Raw genomic sequence first — 20,859 nt, 5'->3', positions numbered from 1 at the left:
TCGCAAATCCCCTGAGGGAGCTTGCTCGCGAAGAGGCCAGTACAGTCACCACACATCCTGCCTACCTGTGATGTGCAACAGGCCGGCGACTTTTATAGGGCGGGCTTAGATCAATAAGTGACTAAAACCCGCCCACACTGGGCAAGTCAGAACTTGTAGCTGACCCGCGTGTACAGCGTCCGGCCAAACGGATCGCCGTATTTCGGGTCGTAGCCGCTCTGGAAGGTGTAGGTCTGGTTGCTGAACGGCGGCTCGCGGTCGAACAGGTTCTTCGCGCCGAGGGTTACGCTGAGGGTTTTGCGCCAGGTATAGGTGCCGGCCAGATCCCAGACGTTGTACGAGCCAACGTAATCGTGGGTCTCGCGGTCGGAGTCGTGGTAGCCGCTGGTGTAACGGTTGGTCAGGGCGACGCCGTAGGGGCCGTAGTTCCAGCTGCCGGTCAGGCTGTGACGCCAGCGGGCCACGGCGCCGGCCGAAGCAAAGTCGCCGCCACGGAAATCGCCAAGCTTGTCGATGTAGTCGCCCTTGAGCTGCTGCTGGTACTCGTAACGGCTGACGTACGTGCCTTGCAGGCCAATGCCGAAGTTACCGTACGGGGTGCTCGGCAACCGGTAATCGAAGCTGACGTCGACGCCGTTGGTCTTGATCTTGCCGAGGTTGGCGAGGCCCGTAACGATGTGATCGATGGAGCCGTCAGGCTTGCGGATCAGGCGATCCGGGTACAGCTCCGGGTTCTCGAACACCGCTGACTCCGGGAACTCGGCGATCTGGTTGGCAATGTTGATCCACCAGAAATCCAGCCCGGTGCTCAGGCGCTCGAACGGCTGATAGACGAAACCGAGGGTGACGTTGCGCGCCGTTTCCGGGCTGAGGTCAGTGTTGCCGCCGGTGCGGCTGTAGAACTGCTGGGCGCAGTCGCGGTTGGCGATCCCGCCGTTGCTCGGGTTGCCACCGGCGCACAGCCGTGGATCGTTGTAGTTGGCGACAGTGAACGTGGTGAAGTTGGGGTTATACAACTCGTACAGCGAAGGCGCACGGAAACCCTCACTGTAGGCGCCACGCACCACCAGCTCCTTGAACGGCTGGAAGCGGAACGAATATTTCGGGTTGGTGGTGCTGCCGAAGTCGCTGTACTTGTCATGCCGCACGGCGGCGGACAGTTCGAGGCTGTCGAGCACCGGCACGTTGACCTCGGCGTACTGCGCCGAAACGCTGCGATCACCGGCAACGCTGGCATTCGGATCGACACCCAGGCTTTGCACATCGGCGGCGAACTGCGCGAAGTCCTGATGGAAATCCTCCTTGCGATACTCGCCGCCCAGTGCCAGTGCCGAAGGGCCGGCACCGAACCAGTCGCCAATCTCGCGGCTGACACGTCCGTCAATCGCTTTGACCCGCCCGACCGCCGTCGAGTAATCGCCATCCACCGCGTTGGCTGCCAGCAACGCCTGCCCGGCAGCAGTCTGGGCGCCAAACGGATTGATGATACCGTTGGCAATACCGGCGCTCACGGCGCGGTCGTTGACGTAGCCAGCCTCGATGGCATTGACCACTTTGTTCTGGTTGTACGACGCACCGACGTTGTAATCCCAGCCGACCACGCTGCCGTCGAAACTCAACAGCAAACGCTGGCCGGTGTTGTCGTCTTCATGCTGACGAGCGCCGACTGCGGTTTCGCGCCAGTTCACATCCACCGGTTGTGTCGGGTCGAGGGCGAAACCGTTGGGGCCCGGGGTAATGCCGTTGCCGGGATAGAACGTCGTGCCGGGGCTGATCTGGTTGCCCATCAGCGTGCCGGGGCCGATCTGCGTGCGGTTTTCGTTGCGTGCCCAAAAGTATTCGAGGCTGACGTTGTGGTCGTCCGAGAGCTTGCCGGTGGCTTTGGCGAACGCCGAGGTCTTCTCGGTTTCCGGCACCAGATCGAGGTAGTTCCACAGGCTCTGGCGGCAGATACCATTGCGTGCCAGCAGACCCGGGGCGTTGCAACCTGAACCGGCCAATGGGTTGGTAGCGTTGCTGCCCTGACTCCAGTTGGCCGGCGATGCGGTGCCGGAGGTGTAATCGAGACCGCGTCCGGGCTGGTAGTTGTAGCTGTAGCCACGATCTTCGGCGGCCAGGCGTTGCTGCTTGTCATAACTGACCACGCCAAACACGTTGAAACGGTCATCCTGCAAATCGCCGAAGCCCCAGCTGCCGCTGAAGTTGCGACTTTCACCACCGCCGGCATGGGTCGGCGTGTCGTAGTTGGTGCTGAGTTGGCCTTCGGTGAGGCTGGTCTTGGTGATGAAGTTGATCACCCCGCCGATCGCATCGGTGCCGTACAACGCCGAAGCGCCGTCACGCAGGACTTCGACGCGATCAATGGCGGCGAACGGAATGGTGTTCAGGTCAACCCCGGAGCCATTGATCGCATTGGTCGCGTTGTTACTCAGCCGCCGGCCATTGAGCAGTACCAGCGTCTTGTTCGGGCCGATACCGCGCAAATCGGCATACGACGCCCCGCCGCTGCTCGACCCCACCGAGCGGCCGGAACCGACCGAAGACTGATTGGCGGAAATCCGGCTGACCAGTTCTTCGGTGGTGCTCACCCCCTGCTCGCGCAGTTCTTCAACTCGCAGAATGGTGACCGGTACTGCAGTTTCCGCATCGACCCGACGAATCGCCGTACCGGTGACTTCCACCCGTTGCAACTGGGTCGTGGGTTCGTCGGCAGCGACTGCCGGCAAGGTATTGATCGCCAGCAGCAAAGCCAGGCTCAAACGGGATCTAACGGGTGAAAACTGAATCATGAACAGCCATCCCTGCGTTTTGGTTTATGCAGGGATGTGCAATGGACAGCGGCGTTTTATAGAGCCCGATTTAGATCATTGGGTGATGAGGTTATGCAAAAAAATGGCACGTGTGGATCAAGCCAGCTCCATCTCCCTCAGCAATCTTGTATCCAGCCCAAACCGCTCCTGGGAAACCATCCTGAACTGCCCCTCCGCCAATTCGCAGCTTACCAGCAGATTCCACGAGTGCCGGGTTGCCGCCGAGGGGATCAGTACAAACGGATGCTCAGCCAATAACGCATCGGCGAACAGTTGTTGATTGGGGGATGGCTTGGCGGGGCTCAACCAATAAGGATTCGGCACATCCTCCGGCTGCACGATTTTCACTTTTGCTTCGCTGACGACTTCAAAACACGTGAGCACATAAGGTTCACTGTCCAGCGCATCAAAGCTTTGATGGGCTGCCACCTCCAGAATGGCCGAGGACGGATCGACTGATGCATAAACGACTCGCCGCCCGGGTATGTTCCATCGGCCACCATTGAGATTTGAACCCATCCCGCTGTCCCACGTCCCTCCGTAAACCTCGGCGTCCAGCCGCCAGGCATACCAGTGATCGTCCCAGGGCAAGGGATTCATGTGTAAACCCCGTATATCAGTTGCCCCAGATACTGCTCCACCATCTGAAACCCCAGTGAATGCCGGATCAACTCCACCGGTACGCGTCCGTTCAGGTAGGTGCTGGGTTTGCGCAGCCACTCCTCGGCCCGTGACTGCCTCCCGAAGGCGCGAGTGGCCTTTTCCAGCACCAACGCATATTGGTAGGCGACAACGCTCTGCTGCGGGTCAAGCCGTACCGTTTTACCTTCCTTCAGTAATCGCCGTACGGTGCTGACCGACTTGCCGGTGATGCGTTTGACCATGTCGCCTTGCAGATAAAGCTCAGACGTTGAAAGCATGTTGACGACATCGTTCAGCTCAAAACCTTCGTCGGTCAGGTCAACAATCAGAAAGGCGTCGTCGCCTATGTTCTGGCCATGGACGAGCAAGTCGACAGGTCTGCCCTCCGCCCTCTTCACCCCCGTCAGCCGGGGTACCTTGACGCTGGGCATCGTGACCTCCTCCATGGGGCATCTGGCACGATCGGTGCGCCAGTGAAGGCGATGGGAATAAGCAGGCGTTTCGTATTCGAGGTGGGGAGTTCGCATAATCCATCCGTTATCAGAGGCCTGAACGTCCAAGCCGTTTGCGACTTCAATGTCATGTCCGATGCTATAGATCACGCTTCCGACGACCAACCTGAGAATGTCGTCGGAAATATCCCCGTTTCTGCGAAATCCCGACCTGTTTCCGTAGGACATTACCCACGAATACCGCGCGCTCAACTGCCGAAGTGATAACTCACATCCAGCCACCACTGCCGCCCGTACGGGTCATAGTTACCGGTCGGGTAATACGGCCAGCCAGCCGAGTCATCGTGTTTGATCTGGTTGAGCACGTTGTTCACGGTCAGCCCGACGCTGGCGCGGTCATTGAGTTTGTATCGCGCACTGGCGTTGAACACCGTCCACGGCGACAGGCGCCCGTCACCCGCGCCGTTGGTCACCGACCCATAGCGAATGCCCATCAGCGTCGCCGTGGCCTTCTGGTAATCCCAGGTCAGACTGGCGTTGACCTTGCTGCGCCAGTCGTAATTGGTTTGCGAAGTGCGCCAGTCCTGAGTCGGAGCCTCGTCCGACTCCTTGTAGAAATGCGACAGCACCAGGGTGTAGCCCAGCGCCGAGCTGAACGCGCCGTACTGGCCGGCGCCCCAGCGGATGTTGCTTTTGAAGTCCAGACCGCTGACCCGCTCGCTGGCGGCGTTGATCGCGTTGACTCGCACCCGTTGCAACTGATTCGGATCGATGGCGGCAGTGCCCGGGTTGCGATCAATGCGCGCCAGGGTCGACTGGCAGTTGGCCGAGTTGATGTCCTGCGTACCGTTGCGGCATTCGTTCTCTTGCTGCAACAGGCGGTTTTCGTCGACGGTGGTCAGCAGGTCGTCGATCTCTACACGCCAGAAATCGGTGGAGAAATCGAAATTGCGTGACGGCGACCAGACAAAACCGTAGGTCCAGGATTTACCGCGCTCGGACTCAAGGTTTGGCGTGCCGCTCTGGGTGTAATCGACCCGCCCGCGATCACACGCGCCCTGCACGCCCTGGCTGCAACCGTAGTAGTCGATCTGCGCCGGGTAATAGCCGTTGCTGTCGGACTGGTAGATGTAGTTCAGGTCCGGCGCACGGAAACTGGTGCCATAGCTGCCGCGCAGCAACAGGCTGCTGATCGGGCGCCATTCCAGCCCGAGGTTGTAGGTCTTCTGCTGTTCGGAACGATCGCTGAATTTGTACTGGTCCCAGCGCCCCGCCACTGTTGCCAGCACGGTGTCGGTGACCGGAATGCTGAACTCGCCACCGGCGGCATAACGCTTGCGCGAACCACCGGAGCTTTGCGCCGGGCTGACGCCGTAGAAAGTGCCGTCATTCAGGCCGTCATCCGGGTCGACGCGGTATTCCTGCTTGCCCGCCTCCAGCACGCCGGCGAATCCCACCGGGCCGGCCGGCAAGTCAAACAGATCGCCATTGATCGAAGCGTTGTAGCTGGTCGAGACCGACTTGCTGCGCTGGGTCAGGTTGCTGCGAAACTGCTGCCATTCCTGCGGCGTCAGCGGTCGGTCGAGGCGCGACGTATCGGGAGCGAACACCGGGTAGCCGTCACGCGTACCCAGTTGCGGGCCGAGGTAGAAATCCTGAATCGAGGACAGCGGCGTGTAGCGTGTGGTCCTGACGCTGCGGTATTCCGAGCGGTTGGCCGCCAGATCGTAGCTCCAGCCGGTGTCGGCGATCTTGTCCGAGAGGCCGAGGGTGCCGGTCCATGAGGTGTCGGTCCACTTGCTGTTGTTGCTGGTGCGACCGCCGATTTCCTCTTCACCGTAACGGCGGTACCAGCGCTCCAGATTACCGCTGTTCTGGTTGATGAAATCCGGCGAGGTGAACGTCGGGCCACGGGTGTTGTTCTGGATGTGGTCGAGACCATACATCAAGTCGGCAAACACCTGACCGCTGTCGCTGAAATGCCAGGTGCCACGGGTGTAGCCGTCGTAGTTTTCCTTTTGCGTCTGGATGGTCCAGTAATCGCTGTACATCTGATCGGTGCGGCAGCGGCCACCGTTGTTGAGCAGTTTGTTATCGAAGGTGCCTTGATAGGCGCCGCAGCCGGGGCCCAGGTAGCGGTTGTTGCTCAGGTCGCGGCGGTAACCGACGTCCGCCAGCGGCCCGCTCTGCATGAAGCCACGGTCGTCGGCCCAGATCGGATCGCGATTGGTCAGCTCCACGCCGAACAGACCGTCGAAATCGCCCCAACTGCCACCACCGCTGATTTGCAGGCGCTGGTTGTCACCCCCGCCCCGCTCGCTGGTGCCGCCCTTGAGATTGACGTCGACGCCATTGATCTGCTTCTTGAGGATGATGTTGACCACCCCGGCAATCGCGTCCGAACCGTAGATCGCCGAGGCTCCGCTGCTGAGGATTTCAATCCGCTCGATGACCGCCGAGGGAATGTTCGCCAGGTTGGTGAAGTTGACCTTGCCGTCGTATGGCGTCGGGTAATCGGCGACGCGTCGACCGTTGATCAACACCAGTGTGTGGTTGGGGCCGAGGCCGCGCAGGTTGATCGCGCTGGCCGCCGGTTGCCAGGTGTTGCCGTAGTCCTCGCCCTGGGTCATGCCGGTGTTTTGCGTCTGCGTCGCCAAGGCGTCATAGACGTTCTTGTAGCCGCGCGCTTCCATCTCTTCGTGGGTGATGACGTTGACCGGGGTCGCGCCATCGCTCTGCGCGCGGGCGATGCGCGAGCCGGTGACGGTGACTTTTTCCATGCGGTAATCGGCGCTGGTGGCCGGTGCCACGGCGCTGACTTTTGCCGCCAGCGGCGTGCTCGCCTCGCCTTCGCGCACGCTCAGGCCCTGAGCGCTTTGCTCGACTTGCAGGCCGCTGCCGAGCAGCGCCTTCTCCACCGCCTGACGCCCGCCCAACGCACCGCGTACCGCACTGCTGCGCTTGCCTTGCACCAGGTTCTGGCTGAAGGAAATCGGTACGCCGGTCTGGCGCGAGATGTCCAGCAGCACCTCATCGAGTGGCCCGCTGGCAATGTCGAAGGTGTATACCTGAGCGACCGAATCCTGCGCATGAACCGCGATCGGCCCAAGCCCCAGCGCCAGGGCGGCGGCGAGGGTCAAGCGAGGTAATTGTTGTTTGAATGAAATCATCGAGGGCTTCCCTGTTGAAGGCGTCTGCAGGGAATGAGCAGCGGGCCGGCGCTTTTTATAGGGCGGCGATTAGGCCAAGAAGTTATGAGGCTATAACCGCGCGCCGATGCTGACCCAGTACGGGTTGTGCCAGGTGACGCGGATCGGCAGCGAACGCTCCAGCAGTTGCAGCGTGCGGTCACTGTCATCGAGCGGATAGAGACCGCTCAGGCGCAAGTCGGCCACCTCGGGACTCAGGTGCAGGATGCCCCGGCGATAGCGACGCAGGCTGTCGATCACTTCGCTCAGCGGCCGGTCGTGCACTTCCAGGCGACCTTGCACCCAGGCGCTTTCCTGACCGTTGCTGCGCTGCAGAGCCAGAATGTCCTGCGCGTTGAACGCCAGACTCTCCCCCGCCTCCACCACTTGCCGCGCACCGCCGGCCGTGACCACTTCGACCTGCGAATGCAGCATCACCAAGCGGGTAAAATCGTCGTTCTGCTGCACCAGAAATCGGGTCCCGAGGGCACGCATCCGGCCGTGCTCGGTCTCGACCATAAACGGTCGCGCGCGGTCCTTGGCCACGTCGACCAGCAACTCGCCGCTGCGCAACGCCAACAGGCGCTGCAGCGGATCAAACTGCGCCACCACCCGCGTCCGCGCATTCAGACTCAGCGCACTGCCATCCTCCAGGGTGAAATCGCGCCGCTCGCCGATGCCGGTTGCCAGCTCCCCGGCCTCCGGCAGCCAGCCGTAGCGGCGCCCGAGTAACCCGGCCAGCACAGCGATACCGAGCACACTCAGGCTGCCGCTGAGAAAACGCCGTCGACTCGATGGTGCATTCAGGCTGTGCAGCAGGCTGTTGCGCGGCAGCCCGCGCAGGGTTGGATGACGCAGCAGGTTCAGGCCGCCGCCCATTTGTTCGATGATCCGCTGGTGCCGTGGGTCAGCCGCTCGCCATGCCTCGAACGCCGCACGCTCGCCGCTACTGGCTTCGCCGGACTGCAACAGCGCCATCCACTGCGCGGCCTCATCGATCACCGCTTCGTCCGGCCTCATGCCTGCATCGCCTGATAGCAGCGCTTGAACGCCTCGACCATGTATTGCTGCACGCGGCTGGTAGAGACGCCGAGTTGTGTGCCGATTTCGCTGTAGGTCAAACCGTCCAGTTGATGGTAGAGAAACGCGGCCTTGGCCTTGGCCGACAAACCGTTGAGCACGCGATCGACCGCCAGCAGCGCCTCGATCACCAGCGCCCGCTCTTCCGGCGATGGATGCACCGGTTCCGGCGCCAGCGCCAGGCTTTCCAGATAGGCGCGTTCCAGATCCTGGCGGCGCCAGCCTTCATAAACCAGCCGCCGAGCGATGGTGGTCAGCAGCGCCCTTGGTTCGCGAATCGCGCTCGGGTCCGGCAGGGCCAATACCCGTAGAAAGGTTTCCGAGGCGATGTCCTGTGCACTGTGTGGGCAACCCAGCGTGCGGCCAACGGCAGCGCACAGCCAGCGATAGTCCTTTTGGAACATTTGCCCAATCATCCGGTAATGCGGGTTTTGAAACTCCCCCATGCCTTGCTCCCTGAAACGGGTCCCACCCGCTGCGAAAAACTACCATTCTGCCGGGATCGTCCGGCTCCAGATCAGATGGCGACTGTGCAATAGCGCTGCAGACATTTGAAGTAATTAAAAATCAGGATAAGCAAACTATTGAGAATAAGCCGCTCTGTCGGCGCAGAAATATTGACTGACACAACGTTGACCTTGGTCAGTGGCCCGCCTTGAAGCACTGACTAATCTGCGCGCTCCATCGAAAGCCAAGGACGGCTCACCGAGAGCCCGCGGCTGCCCCTTCAAGGAAGAAAACCATGCGATCACTGAAGATTATTCTGCTGTCCTCGGCATTCAACGGCCTGACCCAACGCGCCTGGCTGGAACTGCGTCAGGCCGGGCACTCGCCCAGCGTCGTGGTGTTCACCGACGAAGCGTCGGTGTGCGAACAGATCGAACACAGCGGCGCCGACCTGGTGCTCTGCCCGTTCCTCAAGGACCGCGTACCTCACGCACTGTGGAGCAACGCCCGACGTCCAGTGGTGATCATCCATCCGGGCATCGTCGGCGATCGTGGCGCCAGCGCGCTGGACTGGGCGATCAGCAACGAGCTGACCCGTTGGGGCGTGACCGCCCTGCAAGCGGTGGAAGAAATGGACGCCGGTCCGGTCTGGGCCACCTGCGAATTCAACCTGCCGTCGGGCTTGCGCAAATCCGAGCTGTACAACGGCCGGGTCAGCGATGCGGCCATTCTCTGCATTCGCGAAGTAGTCGAGAAATTCATTGAAGGCTTTGTTCCGGTCGCGGTGGATTACACCGCCCCGAATGTCCGTGGCCGCCTGCAACCGAACATGAAGCAGGACGACCGCACCTTCAGCTGGCACGACTGCTCGCGCTTCATCAAACGCTGCATTGACGCCGCCGACGGCCAGCCGGGTGTGCTGGCGAGCCTGGCCGGCGGGCAGTATTACCTGTACGACGCGCACCTTGATCAGCGCACCGGCATTCCCGGCCAGATCCTCGCGGTGCATGACGACGCCGTGCTGGTCGCGACCGGCGATCAAAGCTTGTGGATCGGCTCGCTGCGGCGCAAACCACTGCCCGGCGAAGAGACCTTCAAGCAACCGGCGCGGCATGTGCTGACCGGGCAATTGGCCGGAGTGCCGACCCTCGACTGGTCGATCGCCAGCCAACCGTTCAACGACGAGGCGTATCAGCCGATCCGCTATCGCGAATCCGGGCATGTCGGGGAGCTGACCTTCGAGTTCTACAACGGCGCGATGAGCACCGAACAATGTCAGCGCATGGTCGAAGCGCTGCGCTGGGCCAAGTCCCGGGACACTCGGGTGCTGTTGATCAAGGGTGGACGCGGCAGTTTTTCCAACGGCGTGCACCTGAACGTGATTCAGGCCGCGCAGGACCCGGGCGCCGAGGCCTGGGCGAATATTCAGGCGATCGACGATGTCTGCGCCGAACTGCTCAGCGCACGGCAACTGGTGGTCAGCGGCGTGACCGGCAATGCCGGAGCCGGCGGCGTGATGCTGGGGCTGGCCGCCGACATTGTGTTTGCCCGGGCCGACATCGTGCTCAATCCGCATTACAAGAGCATGGGCCTGTATGGCTCGGAATACTGGACCTACAGCCTGCCCCGCGCGGTCGGCCCGGCGATGGCCGAGCAACTGACCCAGGCTTGTCTGCCGGTCAGCGCCACGCAGGCGCTGCAACTGGGCATGGTCCAGGAAATCGGCCCACGCTGCCCGGATGAGTTCTCGCTGTGGCTGCTGCAACGGGCCAACGCAGCGCTGACCGATCCGACCTATGCCGCCGTGCGTGAGCGCAAGTTGCGGGTCGATCAGGTGCTGATCGAGCAATGCCGTGAAAACGAATTGCAGGAAATGCAGGAAGACATGCTCTACAACCGCCACCAGTTCGCCGAAAAGTGCAGCCACTTCGTCTACAAGCGCAAAGCCTGCGGCACGCCGGCGCGACTGGTGGCCGATTGGGCGCGGGTGCGCAAGACCGAGTTGGCGGGTTGAATGTGTGGTGACCGGGCGGGCCTCTTCGCGGGCAAGCCCGGCTCCCACAGGGTTCTGCATCGTTCGCGAAATTTATGTCCAGCGCCAGGCACTGTGGGAGCCGGGCTTGCCCGCGAAGGTGGTGTGTCGGACACATTGGTTTGACAGGGTGACCGCTATCGCGAGCAGGCTCACTCCTACAGGTTTCTGCATCGTTCGCGAAATCCATGCCCACCACACCAGACACCGTGGGAGCCGGGCTTGCCCGCGAAGGTGGTGTGTCGGACACATTGGTTTGACAGGGTGACCGCTATCGCGAGCAGGCTCACTCCTACAGGTTTCTGCATCGTTCGCGAAATCCATGCCCACCGCAGAACCCTGTAGGAGTGAGCCTGCTCGCGATGAACGATGACGCGGTGTCGGGCCGGCACTTACAATGCCCGCACTTCAGACATCGGCCCGCCCATGGACATCGACCTCGCCCGCACCTTTCTGGAAATCGTCCGCCACGGCAGCCTGGCTGCGGCGGCGCAGAAGTTGTTTGTCACGCAAACGGCGATCACCGCCCGGGTGCAGAAACTCGAAAGTCAGCTGGGCAGTACGCTGTTCGTGCGCAACCGCGCGGGCGCGAAGTTGACGGCCAATGGCGAAGCGTTCGTGGTCTACGCCAATCAACTGGTGCAGACCTGGGAGGCGGCGCGGCGTGACCTGCCGCTGTTGGACGGGTATCACAACGTGCTGCACATCGGCGGCGAAGTCAGCCTGTGCAACCCGTTGATGCTCAGTTGGGCCGCACAACTGCGCGAGAAGATCCCCGGTCACGCACTGCGCATGGAAATCCGCGACGGCGAAAACCTGCTGCGCCAACTCGAACTCGGCGTGCTTGATGCCGCGCTGGTCTATCAGCCGGAATACTGGCCCGGCCTGCAAGTCGAGCAGGTGCTGGAAGAAAAACTGATTCTGGTGCGTGCGCCGAACCGCCCGGATCCCTACGTCTACATCGACTGGGGTCCGGATTTCCGTCGTCAGCACGACGCCGCCCTGCCGGACAAAGCCAAGGCGGCGCTGAGCTTCAACCTCGGCCCACTGGCCCTGCAATACATCCTCGAACACGGTGGCAGCGGCTATTTCCGCACCCGCGTAGTGCGCAGCTATCTGGAAAGCGGCGCGCTGGAAGCGGTGACCAAAGCCCCGGAATTCGGCTACCCGACCTATCTGGTGTACGCCCGCGAACGCGACTCGGCCACCCTGCAGCAGGCCTTCGATCTGCTGCGTCAGGTGATCGAGACCGATGACGACTGGTCGCAGCGCTGGAACCCGTTGAGCTGATCGGCCGCTTTACACCGGAGCATGGCGCAACTGACCTCAAGGTGCGGCCTGCACAAGCGGCCGGATCGGCTAATCTGCCGGGTATAACAACAATACCCACAGGTGAACGCAGTGAGGCAGACCACCGAGGCATTTCGCAGCCGTTACCGCGCGGCCATCCATCCGCTCTACAACCCGTGGCTGCACGGCGCTTTCGTGCTGCTGTTCGGCGTGCTGGCGATCGGCGCGTTCTGGAACAGCGTGCAGCAGGTACGCGCGCTGGAATGGCTGACCGTGCCGCTGACTCTGTTGTTCTTCAACTTTGGCGTGTACATCGTCCATCGCCATCTCGGCCACCACAAAAAGACTTTCGCCAAGCTGTTTTATGCGCGGCATGCCGGTGACCATCACAGCTTTTTCACCCCCGGACACATGACCTATGACGGCGCCCGCGACTGGCGGGTGATCCTGTTTCCGGCCTGGTTGATCGTCGTGCATACGCTGCTCATCACGCTGCCGCTGTGGTGGCTGTTCGCACAGGTCAACGCCAATGTCGCCGGGCTGTTCGGCGGCTGCATGGTGCTCGGTTATCTGACCTACGAGGTGTTTCACGCCTGCGAGCATCTGCCGCCAGATAATCCGCTGAGCCGTCTGCCGTGGATCCGCCAGATGCGTCATCTGCATGAACTGCATCACCGCCGCGAGCGCATGCAGGAGCGCAATTTCAATATCGTTTTTCCGCTGATGGATTACCTGTTCGGCACTCTGTACTGGGAGCCGCAACCCGCCCCGTTGCGCTATTCGAGACCGCCCATGACCCGCATGCAGCACCAGATCGATATCGCTGGCGAACCGGTCGCCGTGCTTCGTTACGCCGCCAGCGTCCATCACTGGCCCGAATGGCACCCCTCGTCGCTGAAGATCGACGGCCCGCAAGGCCCGCTGCATGCCGGGGCGCGCTTTGAGGAAGACATTCATGCCGGTGGGCGCGCCGGTCACTTGAGCTGGGAAGTCAGCGAGTACCTGCCGGGCCGGCGCTGGTGCGCACGGGCGCGGGGCGATCACGGTTTATCGTTGCTGCTGACCTACGAATGCACCGCCGAAGCCGACGGCACGCGGTTTGTACGCACCCTGGATTATCGGTTCGACGGGTTGGGCATGCGCCTTGCCAATCTGTTGCTGCTGAAACGGCGCATCGAGCGTGAATCGGCCACGTCGATGCAGGCCCTGCGCGACATGGCGCTCAAACACCTGACACTGACGGGGCATCATTCATGAAGCGACTGCTGTTGCTGCTGGTCATCCTCATCATCGCCTTTCTGCTATTGATGCCAACCAAGGTTCAGCCGGTGGCCTGGAAGCCGCCGCCGGCACCGTCGCTGAGCGAAGGGGTGTACGCCGAAAACCAGCGGCTCAAAGCCATCGAACAGGTTGGCCCCGGCGACATCGACGGCCCGGAAGCACTGCTGCTGGAAGGCGACTTTCTGATTACCGGCCTGCATGACGGGCGGTTGATCCGCACCAGCCTCGACGGCAAGGAACGCAAAGTCCTCAGCGACACCGGCGGTCGGCCCCTGGGCCTGGCGCGGCATCCCAACGGTTTGCTGGTGATTGCCGACGGGGTCAAGGGCCTGCTGTCACTCGACGCTCAAGGCCAACTGATCGCCCTGACCACGGAGGCGAATGGCGTACCGTTCGGCTTCACCGACGATGTGGCCATCGACAAACCCGGGCATTACGCCTATTTCAGCGATGCCAGCAGTCGCTGGGGCTATGGCCATGACGGTGAGGCGATCATCGAGCACGGGGGCGACGGGCGTTTGCTGCGCTACGACTTTCAGACGGGCAAGACCAGCGTGCTGCTGGACAAACTGCAGTTCGCCAACGGCGTGACGCTCGGCCCGGATGACGCCTATGTGCTGGTCAACGAAACCGGCGCCTACCGCATCAGCCGCTACTGGCTGAGCGGCCCCAAGGCAGGCACTCACGACCTGTTCATCGACAACCTGCCAGGCCTGCCGGACAACCTCGCGTTCAATGGCAGCAACCGCTTCTGGGTCGCGCTCTACGCTCCGCGCAGCGCCTTGCTCGATGGCACCGCCGGGCATCCGCTGGTGCGCAAGATGATCGTGCGGGCACTGACCGTCTTGCCTAAACCGGTGGAGAAGCGCGGGTTTGTGCTGGGACTGGATCTGCAGGGCAAGGTGATCGCCAATCTGCAGGATGCCAGCAGCGGCAATTACTTCCCGATCACCACGGCGCGCGAGTATGGAGACTGGTTGTATTTGGGGTCGTTGAAGGCCACGCACATGGCGCGGTTACCGTTGGCTGCTGCGTTGAAGTGATGCTTGGCAAATGTGGGAGCGAACTTGCTCGCGAAAGCGGTGTGTCAGGCGAAAATGATTTCGACTGTACTGGCCTCTTCGCGAGCAAGTCCGTTCCCACAGTTGAAATGCAATCCCCTGTGGGAGCGGGCTTGCTCGCGAAGGCAATCTGTCAGTTACCCGACCTGTCGAACTTGTCGGGATCTTCGTCTTCAGGAAGATCCTCCTCCGGCTCCTCGGGATGAGTCGAGGTGTGCGCCGGGCTGTTGGGTTCCGGATGCGTCGGAACCGGGTCGAATGCGCCCTGCTCTTCACTGGGGAATCTGGGTTTGTTCATAAGGCACCTCGCAAAGAGTCGCGTAATGAAGACTCTGAACATTCGAGGTGCCATTGGTGACTGTCGTTCCCGTCGCGTTACCACCAAGGGTCGGTGGCGCGACTGACGGTCAGGATCGAGCCTGCAACTGCGCAACGATCTTGTCTTTGACCTGCAAGCGCTTCTCTTTGAGTTTCTTCAGTGTGTCATCACTGGGCGCATCCGAGGTCGCCGTCTCGGCCTTGACTACTTCGGCGTCCGCCTGGGAATACTTGTTGATCAGTGCGTCCAGAAATGGATCCTCGGTGCGTTTTTGCTGGATCTCTTCCTTCGTAAGTTTCAAGTCCTGGTACAGGTCATGGGTCACCGGCATGGAACACCTCCGTCAGTTGATCGGCAGCCGACGCGACCGATTGCGTCAGCCAGTATCAGAATGGCCTTGGTTGAGCCGTTCTGTCGACCACCTGTCAGACCAGCGGTGGCCGTTCGTCGCCCTGTCGTAAACGCGATCAAACCTTTGCCTGCTCCGTTCCCTCCATTGAATAACGTCAACAAAAACCTGTGTGGAGATACACCAATGGACGGATTCAACCTGCGTCATCTCATGTTGGCTGTCGCTTTGAGCAGCGGCATGGGCAGTGCCTTCGCGGCCACCTCGAACAATTTCGTCGACAACGCCGCAGCCGGTGGCATCTCGGAGATCGAGACCAGTCGCCTCGCCCTGGAAAAAAGCCAGTCGGCCGACATCAAGGCATTCGCCAACATGATGATCACCGACCACGGCAAGGCCAACGATGAGCTGGCCGGCATTGCCAAGGCCAATGACATCAAAGTCCCGGACACCACCACCCTGGTCAAGCAGGCCAAGGAAAAGATCCTCGACCTGCGCGATGAGTCCTTCGACGCGGCCTACGCCAACAACCAGGTCAAGGCCCACGAAGAGACCATCGAACTGTTCAAGAAAGAAGCCAACACCGTCACCGACGACCAGGTCAAAGGCGCCACGGAGCTGAAAGCCTTTGCGCAGAAAATGCTCCCGGCGCTGGAAAAACACCTGACCGCTGCCAAAGAACTGCAGGCCAAACACCCGAGCAAATAACAGCGCACAAAAGGGTCGCATTCATCAGATGAGTAGACCGCAAAACCCCGTAGGAGTGAGCCGGCTCGCGATGGTGTCAGGTCAGATCATTCATTCTTGGCTGACACGCCGCTATCGCCAGCAGGCTCACTCCTACAGGGGGTTGCGTGTATCCACCGAGAACCCTGTGGGAGCGAGCCTCCTCGCGAAGGGGCCGGCCGGGGCGCCGCAGTTATCGGCTCAAGGCCCGGGCCAGAAACGGCGCAGTCCGGCTCTTCTTGCTCGCGGCGATTTTCTGCGGCGTGCCGGCCGCGACAATCCTGCCACCCTGATCCCCAGCGCCTGGGCCAATGTCGATCACCCAGTCGCTCTGCGCCACCACGCGCATTTCATGCTCGACGACGATCACTGTGTGCCCTGCCGTGACCAGATTATCCAGTTGCTCCAGCAGCCGATCGACGTCTCGCGGGTGCAATCCGGTGGTCGGTTCGTCCAGCACGTACAAGGTCGCACCACGCTGATTGCGTTGCAGCTCGGTGGCCAGTTTGATGCGCTGCGCCTCGCCACCGGACAGCTCGGTGGCCGGTTGCCCGAGCCGTAGATAACCGAGGCCGATGTCACGCAGCACCTCCAGCGAACGACGAATCCCCGGCTGTTCGGCGAACACCTCAACCGCCTCATCCACCGTCAGTTGCAACACCTGCGCGATGCTCAAGCCTTGCCACCGAATCGCCAACGTCTGCGGGTTGTACCGCGCGCCATGGCAAGTCGGGCACGGCGCGTACACGCTCGGCATGAACAGCAATTCAACACTGACAAAACCCTCGCCTTCGCAGGTCGGGCAACGGCCCTTGGCGACGTTGAAGGAGAACTGCCCGGCGTCGTACCCCGCCGCCCGCGCCTGGGGGGTGGCGGCGAACAGTTTGCGCACGTTGTCGAACAAACCGGTGTAGGTCGCCAGATTCGAACGCGGTGTGCGGCCAATCGGTTTCTGATCGACCTGCACCAGCCGCTTGATCGACTCCAGCCCCGCCGTCACCTGGCCGCTGCTGACCTGCGGCGCATCGTCTTCGAGGCTGAGTTCTTCCGACTCCTGCTCAACCACTGGACGCCCCAACTGCGCGCCTACCAGTTCCAGCAGCGCCTGACTGATCAGGCTTGATTTGCCGGAGCCGGAAACCCCGGTCACCGAGGTGAAGCAGCCCAAGGGAAACTCGGCGCTGAGGTGGTTCAGGTTATTGCGGCTGATGCCCTCAAGTTTCAGCCAGCCGCTCGGCTTGCGTGCAGTGCGCGAAGTGTCTCGGGCTTCGGCAAACAGATAGGCCCGGGTCTGCGATTCGTCGATCTCGGCCAGCCCTGCCGGCGGACCGCTGTACAGCACCCGGCCACCCTTCTCGCCCGCCGCCGGCCCGACATCGATCAGCCAGTCGGCGCGGCGCATGGTTTGCAGATCATGCTCGACCACAAACAGCGTATTACCGTCGGCCTTCAGCCGCTGCAAGGCCTCGAACAACGCTTCGCCATCGGCCGGATGCAGGCCGGCGGACGGTTCGTCGAGCACGTAGATCACGCCGAACAGTTGCGAGCCCAATTGCGTTGCCAGCCGCAAACGCTGCAGCTCGCCGGACGACAGTGTCGGCGTGCTGCGCTCCAGCGCCAGATAACCCAGGCCCAGGTCAGTCAGGGTGCTGACCCGCTCCAGCAAGTCCTCGGCAATGCGCTGCGCCGCCAGACGTTTTTCCAGCGACAGGTTTGGCGTATGGCGCACATCTGGCGCGCTGGCGTGGCCGCTGGCACCGTGGGCGACGCGTTGCTGGCGAGCCTCGCGGGTTTGCGCATGGCTCAGGGTTTCGCCGGTTTCTTCGGCGTGCTCCAGATACGTCGCCGCAGCCACGGGTTTCAATACTTCGGCCATTTGCAGCAACGGCATCTGCGACAACTCGCCAATGTCGTAACCGGCAAAAGTCACCGACAACGCCTCGCGCTTGAGGCGCTTGCCGTCACACAACGGGCACGGGCTGCCGAGCATGAACTGTGAAACACGCTTCTTCATCAGCGCACTTTGCGAATGAGTGAAGGTGTGCAGGATGTACCGCCGGGCGCCGGTGAAGGTGCCCTGATAACTCGGCTCCAGGTTGCGCTTGAGGGCGACCCGGGTTTCTTCCGGGGTCAGCCCGGCGTACACCGGCACGGTCGGGGTTTGTTCGGTGAACAAAATCCAGTCGCGCTGTTTTTTCGGCAGTTTCTTCCAGGGGATGTCGACGTCGATGCCCATGGTCACCAGGATGTCACGCAGGTTCTGCCCCTGCCACGCCAGCGGCCAGGAGGCCACGGCGCGTTGGCGAATAGTCAGGTTCGGATCGGGCACCATCAGCGCTTCGGTCACCTCATAGACCCGTCCGAGGCCGTGACACTCAGGGCAGGCGCCTTGCGGCGTGTTCGGCGAAAAATCCTCGGCGTACAGCATTGCCTGTCCCGGCGGATAACTGCCGGCGCGCGAATAGAGCATGCGGATCAGGCTCGACAACGTGGTCACGCTGCCCACCGAGGAACGCGTGCTCGGCGTGCCCCGTTGCTGTTGCAGGGCCACGGCCGGCGGCAGGCCTTCGATGGAGTCGACATCCGGCACGCCAACCTGATCGATCAGCCGCCGCGCATACGGCGCCACCGATTCGAAATAGCGCCGTTGGGCCTCGGCGTACAGGGTCGAGAACGCCAGCGACGACTTGCCCGAACCGGACACCCCGGTGAACACCACCAGCGCATCGCGAGGAATGTCGACGTCGACGTTCTTCAGGTTGTGTTCACGGGCGCCACGCACCCGAACCATGCCGGCGGGTGCCTTGGAGGTGCGTTTGGAAGTCATTGGCTGTCCCTGCAGAAAAAATTAGGGGCGAAGCTGAACCCTGTAGTGAGGGGATTTATCCCCGATCGGCGGCGCAGCCGCCGCAGCCACTGCAAATGCCATGGGAGCTGGAAAAATGCAGGGGAGCGCTGCGCACTCCATCGGGGATGAATCCCCTCGCCACAGACAATCCTCTGCCATAGGTGATCACGCACTCAGCACCGACCGTATCATCTGCAGCAACGCCTCCGGGCTATACGGTTTACCGAGCAAATGCGTATCAGGGCTCAGTTGGTGGTTGCGCGAAATGATGTCGCGGGTGTGGCCGGAGGTGAACAGCACCGCTACCGGAGGCGCCTGGACCTTGGCCCATGCCGCCAGATCGGAACTCTTGATCAACCCCGGCATCACCACATCGGTGAAAATCAGATCGACTTCGGCACCTTCCAGCAGCATCTGCATCGCCACGTCGCCATTGCCGGCGGTCAGCACGCGGTAGCCTTCTTCGCGCAGCAACTCCACAGCCGAGGCGCGTACCGCGTCGTTGTCTTCGACCACCAGAATGGTCTCGTGGCCGCCGCCCTGCTGCTTGCCGATACTCGGCGTCTCAGCGAGGACCGGGCGCAGGCTACGTGGAAAATACAACTGCACGCGCGTGCCCTCGCCCACGGTGCTGTCGATCTCGACGTGCCCGCCGCTTTGTTTGACGAAGCCGAACACCATGCTCAAACCGAGCCCGGTGCCCTGTCCATCGGCCTTGGTGGTGAAGAACGGCTCGAACACCTGTTCGAGCATTTGCGCGGGAATGCCTGCGCCGGTGTCGCTGACCACCACCCGTACGAAATCACCGGCGACGATGCCTTTGCCGGCGCAAAAGGTGCTGTCCAGCCGCGTGTTGAGCGCGCTGAGGACAATCGTGCCCTCGCCCTTCATCGCATCCCGGGCGTTGATCGCCAGGTTGAGAATGGCGTTTTCCAGCTGATTGCGATCGACGTTGATGTGCCACGGTTCTTGCGGCAGTTGCACGTCGATCTGAATGGTTTCACCCAGCGCGCGCTGCAGCAATTCACCGACGCCGTCGAAGATCTGTCGCGGATCGCACACCGCCGGCGATAGCGGCTGACGCCGGGCGAACGCGAGCAATTGCGACGACAGCTTGGCGCCGCGCTCGACCGCCGCCAGCGAGGCGCTGACCCGACGCTGCACATTGGCATTGCCCGGCTCATGCCGCGCCAGCAAATGCAGGTTGCCGGCGATCACCTGCAGCAGGTTGTTGAAGTCGTGGGCCACACCGCCGGTGAGTCCGCCAATGGCTTCGAGCTTCTGCGACTGGCGCAACTGCTCTTCGGCGGCCAGCCGTGCATTCACTTCATCGGCCACCCGCTGTTCAAGGTTTCGGGTGAATTTGAGCAGGGATTCTTCGGCGTTCTTGCGCTCATGAATGTCGATCAACACCCCGGGAAAACGAAACGGCGCACCGTGCTCATCGAACTCGCACGCGCCGCTGGCGAGCACCCACAGATAGCTGCCGTCCGCGCGCCGCACGCGGTATTCGGCGTTGTACGGCTCGCCGGTCTGCAGCGAATGATTGACCCGATCCTGCACCCACGCCAGGTCATCCGGGTGAATCCGCGATTCGGTGAAGGACTGCGGCAGGTTGCTCAGGTCCTGATCCGGCGGATAGGAAAAGGTCCGGGCGAAACGCTCGTCGGCGGAAAGCACATTGTTCTTCACGTCCCAGACAAACGAGCCGAGCAAGGCCCCGGCATTCAGCGCCAGACGCACCCGCTCGTTGTCGGCCCGATAGGCATCTTCAGCGGCCTGGCGCAGGCGTTCGGAGCGCATGAATTCGGTGGTCTCGACCACCATCGCCATCACCCCGGACGGCACGCCGTCATCGTTGCCGACCGGGCTGTAATACAAATCCATCCAGACATCTTCGGGCACGCCATCGCGCAACAGCACCAACTCCTTGTTGCGGTAGGACAAGGTGCCGCCCGCCAGGCAGGTGTCGACCACGTGCCGGTTGAATTCGGCGACTTCCGGCCAGCCTAACTCCACCGGCACGCCCAACAGATACGGATGGCGGCCACCGGCAAACTGCGAGTAGGCGTCGTTGTAGATCATGTACCCGGCGCGGCCCCAGAGCATGACCATCGGCAACGGTGAGGCCAGCATCAATTGCACGGCGCTGCACAGACTGGCAGGCCAGGTGTCGAGCGGGCCGAGTTCGGTCTGGCGCCAGTTGAACGCACAAATGCGCCCGGCCATCTCGCCCTTCCAGCCGTCACAACCGTGGCTATCGGATAAAAACTGCATCGATTGACTCGGTGTCCTGTGGTGTTTGCCCGATACATCGCGACGCCAAAACGCCGC

The 20,859-nt window shown here is 62.0% G+C and carries 15 protein-coding genes; 5 read left to right on the top strand and 10 right to left on the bottom strand.

Going from position 1 to position 20,859, the window contains the following annotated elements:
• Nucleotides 1-146: 146 nt before the first annotated feature.
• The 6 genes from QMK55_RS25860 to QMK55_RS25835 all read right to left on the bottom strand — a co-directional run bounded on the left by QMK55_RS25860 (nucleotide 147) and on the right by QMK55_RS25835 (nucleotide 8,618).
• Complete coding sequence (locus tag QMK55_RS25860) at nucleotides 147-2,789, bottom strand: TonB-dependent receptor (RefSeq protein ID WP_320328079.1); 2,643 nt, start codon at nucleotides 2,787-2,789, stop codon at nucleotides 147-149.
• 117 nt (nucleotides 2,790-2,906) lie between these two features.
• Nucleotides 2,907-3,410, bottom strand: a complete 504-nt coding sequence (locus QMK55_RS25855) for an RES family NAD+ phosphorylase (RefSeq protein WP_320328078.1) — start codon at nucleotides 3,408-3,410, stop codon at nucleotides 2,907-2,909.
• Nucleotides 3,407-3,883 (bottom strand): MbcA/ParS/Xre antitoxin family protein, encoded by a 477-nt coding sequence (locus tag QMK55_RS25850; protein ID WP_178082109.1) that lies wholly within the window; start codon nucleotides 3,881-3,883, stop codon nucleotides 3,407-3,409. Before QMK55_RS25850 ends, QMK55_RS25855 begins: the two co-directional genes overlap by 4 nt.
• A gap of 269 nt (nucleotides 3,884-4,152) precedes the next feature.
• Complete coding sequence (locus QMK55_RS25845) at nucleotides 4,153-7,074, bottom strand: TonB-dependent receptor (protein WP_320328077.1); 2,922 nt, start codon at nucleotides 7,072-7,074, stop codon at nucleotides 4,153-4,155.
• A gap of 90 nt (nucleotides 7,075-7,164) precedes the next feature.
• Nucleotides 7,165-8,112 carry a FecR domain-containing protein gene (locus QMK55_RS25840; RefSeq protein WP_102355328.1) on the bottom strand — a complete coding sequence of 316 codons (948 nt, stop codon included), beginning with the start codon at nucleotides 8,110-8,112 and terminating at the stop codon, nucleotides 7,165-7,167.
• Entirely contained in the window at nucleotides 8,109-8,618 is a 510-nt protein-coding gene (locus tag QMK55_RS25835; protein ID WP_320328076.1) for a sigma-70 family RNA polymerase sigma factor, read from the bottom strand. The genes QMK55_RS25840 and QMK55_RS25835 overlap by 4 nt, the downstream gene beginning before the upstream one ends.
• A 296-nt stretch (nucleotides 8,619-8,914) precedes the next feature.
• Between QMK55_RS25835 and QMK55_RS25830 the strand changes: the two genes are divergently transcribed.
• The 4 genes from QMK55_RS25830 to QMK55_RS25815 all read left to right on the top strand — a co-directional run bounded on the left by QMK55_RS25830 (nucleotide 8,915) and on the right by QMK55_RS25815 (nucleotide 14,265).
• Nucleotides 8,915-10,633 (top strand): hydrogenase maturation protein, encoded by a 1,719-nt coding sequence (locus QMK55_RS25830; RefSeq protein ID WP_320328075.1) that lies wholly within the window; start codon nucleotides 8,915-8,917, stop codon nucleotides 10,631-10,633.
• 444 nt (nucleotides 10,634-11,077) lie between these two features.
• Nucleotides 11,078-11,941, top strand: coding sequence for a LysR family transcriptional regulator (locus QMK55_RS25825; protein WP_320328074.1), 864 nt, complete (start codon nucleotides 11,078-11,080; stop codon nucleotides 11,939-11,941).
• A 111-nt stretch (nucleotides 11,942-12,052) separates the two neighbouring features.
• Nucleotides 12,053-13,198 (top strand): sterol desaturase/SRPBCC family protein, encoded by a 1,146-nt coding sequence (locus QMK55_RS25820; RefSeq protein WP_102355325.1) that lies wholly within the window; start codon nucleotides 12,053-12,055, stop codon nucleotides 13,196-13,198.
• Complete coding sequence (locus QMK55_RS25815) at nucleotides 13,195-14,265, top strand: SMP-30/gluconolactonase/LRE family protein (RefSeq protein ID WP_320328073.1); 1,071 nt, start codon at nucleotides 13,195-13,197, stop codon at nucleotides 14,263-14,265. The genes QMK55_RS25820 and QMK55_RS25815 overlap by 4 nt, the downstream gene beginning before the upstream one ends.
• A 151-nt stretch (nucleotides 14,266-14,416) precedes the next feature.
• Here the strand turns inward: QMK55_RS25815 and QMK55_RS25810 are convergent, their stop codons facing one another.
• The gene (locus QMK55_RS25810) at nucleotides 14,417-14,581 is read right to left on the bottom strand and encodes a hypothetical protein (protein ID WP_178082108.1); all 165 of its coding nucleotides are present in this window, start codon (nucleotides 14,579-14,581) and stop codon (nucleotides 14,417-14,419) included.
• A gap of 109 nt (nucleotides 14,582-14,690) precedes the next feature.
• Nucleotides 14,691-14,933, bottom strand: coding sequence for a YdcH family protein (locus QMK55_RS25805; RefSeq protein WP_003225561.1), 243 nt, complete (start codon nucleotides 14,931-14,933; stop codon nucleotides 14,691-14,693).
• 204 nt (nucleotides 14,934-15,137) lie between these two features.
• Here QMK55_RS25805 and QMK55_RS25800 point away from each other — a divergent pair, with 204 nt between their 5' ends.
• The gene (locus tag QMK55_RS25800; protein ID WP_320328072.1) at nucleotides 15,138-15,659 is read left to right on the top strand and encodes a DUF4142 domain-containing protein; all 522 of its coding nucleotides are present in this window, start codon (nucleotides 15,138-15,140) and stop codon (nucleotides 15,657-15,659) included.
• Nucleotides 15,660-15,870: 211 nt separating this feature from the next.
• On the opposite strand, the gene QMK55_RS25795 is transcribed toward QMK55_RS25800, so the two are convergent.
• Both QMK55_RS25795 and QMK55_RS25790 read right to left on the bottom strand, forming a co-directional pair.
• A complete protein-coding gene (locus tag QMK55_RS25795) occupies nucleotides 15,871-18,504 on the bottom strand; it encodes an excinuclease ABC subunit UvrA (RefSeq protein ID WP_320328071.1) in 2,634 nt (877 codons plus the stop codon).
• 186 nt (nucleotides 18,505-18,690) lie between these two features.
• On the bottom strand, nucleotides 18,691-20,802 hold the full coding sequence (locus tag QMK55_RS25790; RefSeq protein WP_102355320.1) for a PAS domain-containing sensor histidine kinase: 2,112 nt from the start codon (nucleotides 20,800-20,802) through the stop codon (nucleotides 18,691-18,693).
• Between the last annotated feature and the right edge of the window lie 57 nt (nucleotides 20,803-20,859).

The sequence above is a fragment of the Pseudomonas sp. P8_229 genome (assembly GCF_034008635.1).
Classification (GTDB): domain Bacteria; phylum Pseudomonadota; class Gammaproteobacteria; order Pseudomonadales; family Pseudomonadaceae; genus Aquipseudomonas.
The sequence above is the reverse complement of the archived record's forward strand: the minus strand, read 5'-3'. Positions and strand labels throughout refer to the sequence as shown.

What these genes read in the sequence shown, in the direction of transcription:
- QMK55_RS25805 (WP_003225561.1), bottom strand. Translation starts at nt 14,933, where the DNA reads ATGCCGGTGACCCATGACCTGTACCAGGACTTGAAACTTACGAAGGAA.
- QMK55_RS25840 (WP_102355328.1), bottom strand. Translation starts at nt 8,112, where the DNA reads ATGAGGCCGGACGAAGCGGTGATCGATGAGGCCGCGCAGTGGATGGCG.
- QMK55_RS25795 (WP_320328071.1), bottom strand. Translation starts at nt 18,504, where the DNA reads ATGACTTCCAAACGCACCTCCAAGGCACCCGCCGGCATGGTTCGGGTG.
- QMK55_RS25800 (WP_320328072.1), top strand. Translation starts at nt 15,138, where the DNA reads ATGGACGGATTCAACCTGCGTCATCTCATGTTGGCTGTCGCTTTGAGC.
- QMK55_RS25815 (WP_320328073.1), top strand. Translation starts at nt 13,195, where the DNA reads ATGAAGCGACTGCTGTTGCTGCTGGTCATCCTCATCATCGCCTTTCTG.
- QMK55_RS25835 (WP_320328076.1), bottom strand. Translation starts at nt 8,618, where the DNA reads ATGGGGGAGTTTCAAAACCCGCATTACCGGATGATTGGGCAAATGTTC.
- QMK55_RS25860 (WP_320328079.1), bottom strand. Translation starts at nt 2,789, where the DNA reads ATGATTCAGTTTTCACCCGTTAGATCCCGTTTGAGCCTGGCTTTGCTG.
- QMK55_RS25830 (WP_320328075.1), top strand. Translation starts at nt 8,915, where the DNA reads ATGCGATCACTGAAGATTATTCTGCTGTCCTCGGCATTCAACGGCCTG.
- QMK55_RS25825 (WP_320328074.1), top strand. Translation starts at nt 11,078, where the DNA reads ATGGACATCGACCTCGCCCGCACCTTTCTGGAAATCGTCCGCCACGGC.
- QMK55_RS25855 (WP_320328078.1), bottom strand. Translation starts at nt 3,410, where the DNA reads ATGAATCCCTTGCCCTGGGACGATCACTGGTATGCCTGGCGGCTGGAC.
- QMK55_RS25790 (WP_102355320.1), bottom strand. Translation starts at nt 20,802, where the DNA reads ATGCAGTTTTTATCCGATAGCCACGGTTGTGACGGCTGGAAGGGCGAG.
- QMK55_RS25845 (WP_320328077.1), bottom strand. Translation starts at nt 7,074, where the DNA reads ATGATTTCATTCAAACAACAATTACCTCGCTTGACCCTCGCCGCCGCC.
- QMK55_RS25850 (WP_178082109.1), bottom strand. Translation starts at nt 3,883, where the DNA reads ATGCCCAGCGTCAAGGTACCCCGGCTGACGGGGGTGAAGAGGGCGGAG.
- QMK55_RS25810 (WP_178082108.1), bottom strand. Translation starts at nt 14,581, where the DNA reads ATGAACAAACCCAGATTCCCCAGTGAAGAGCAGGGCGCATTCGACCCG.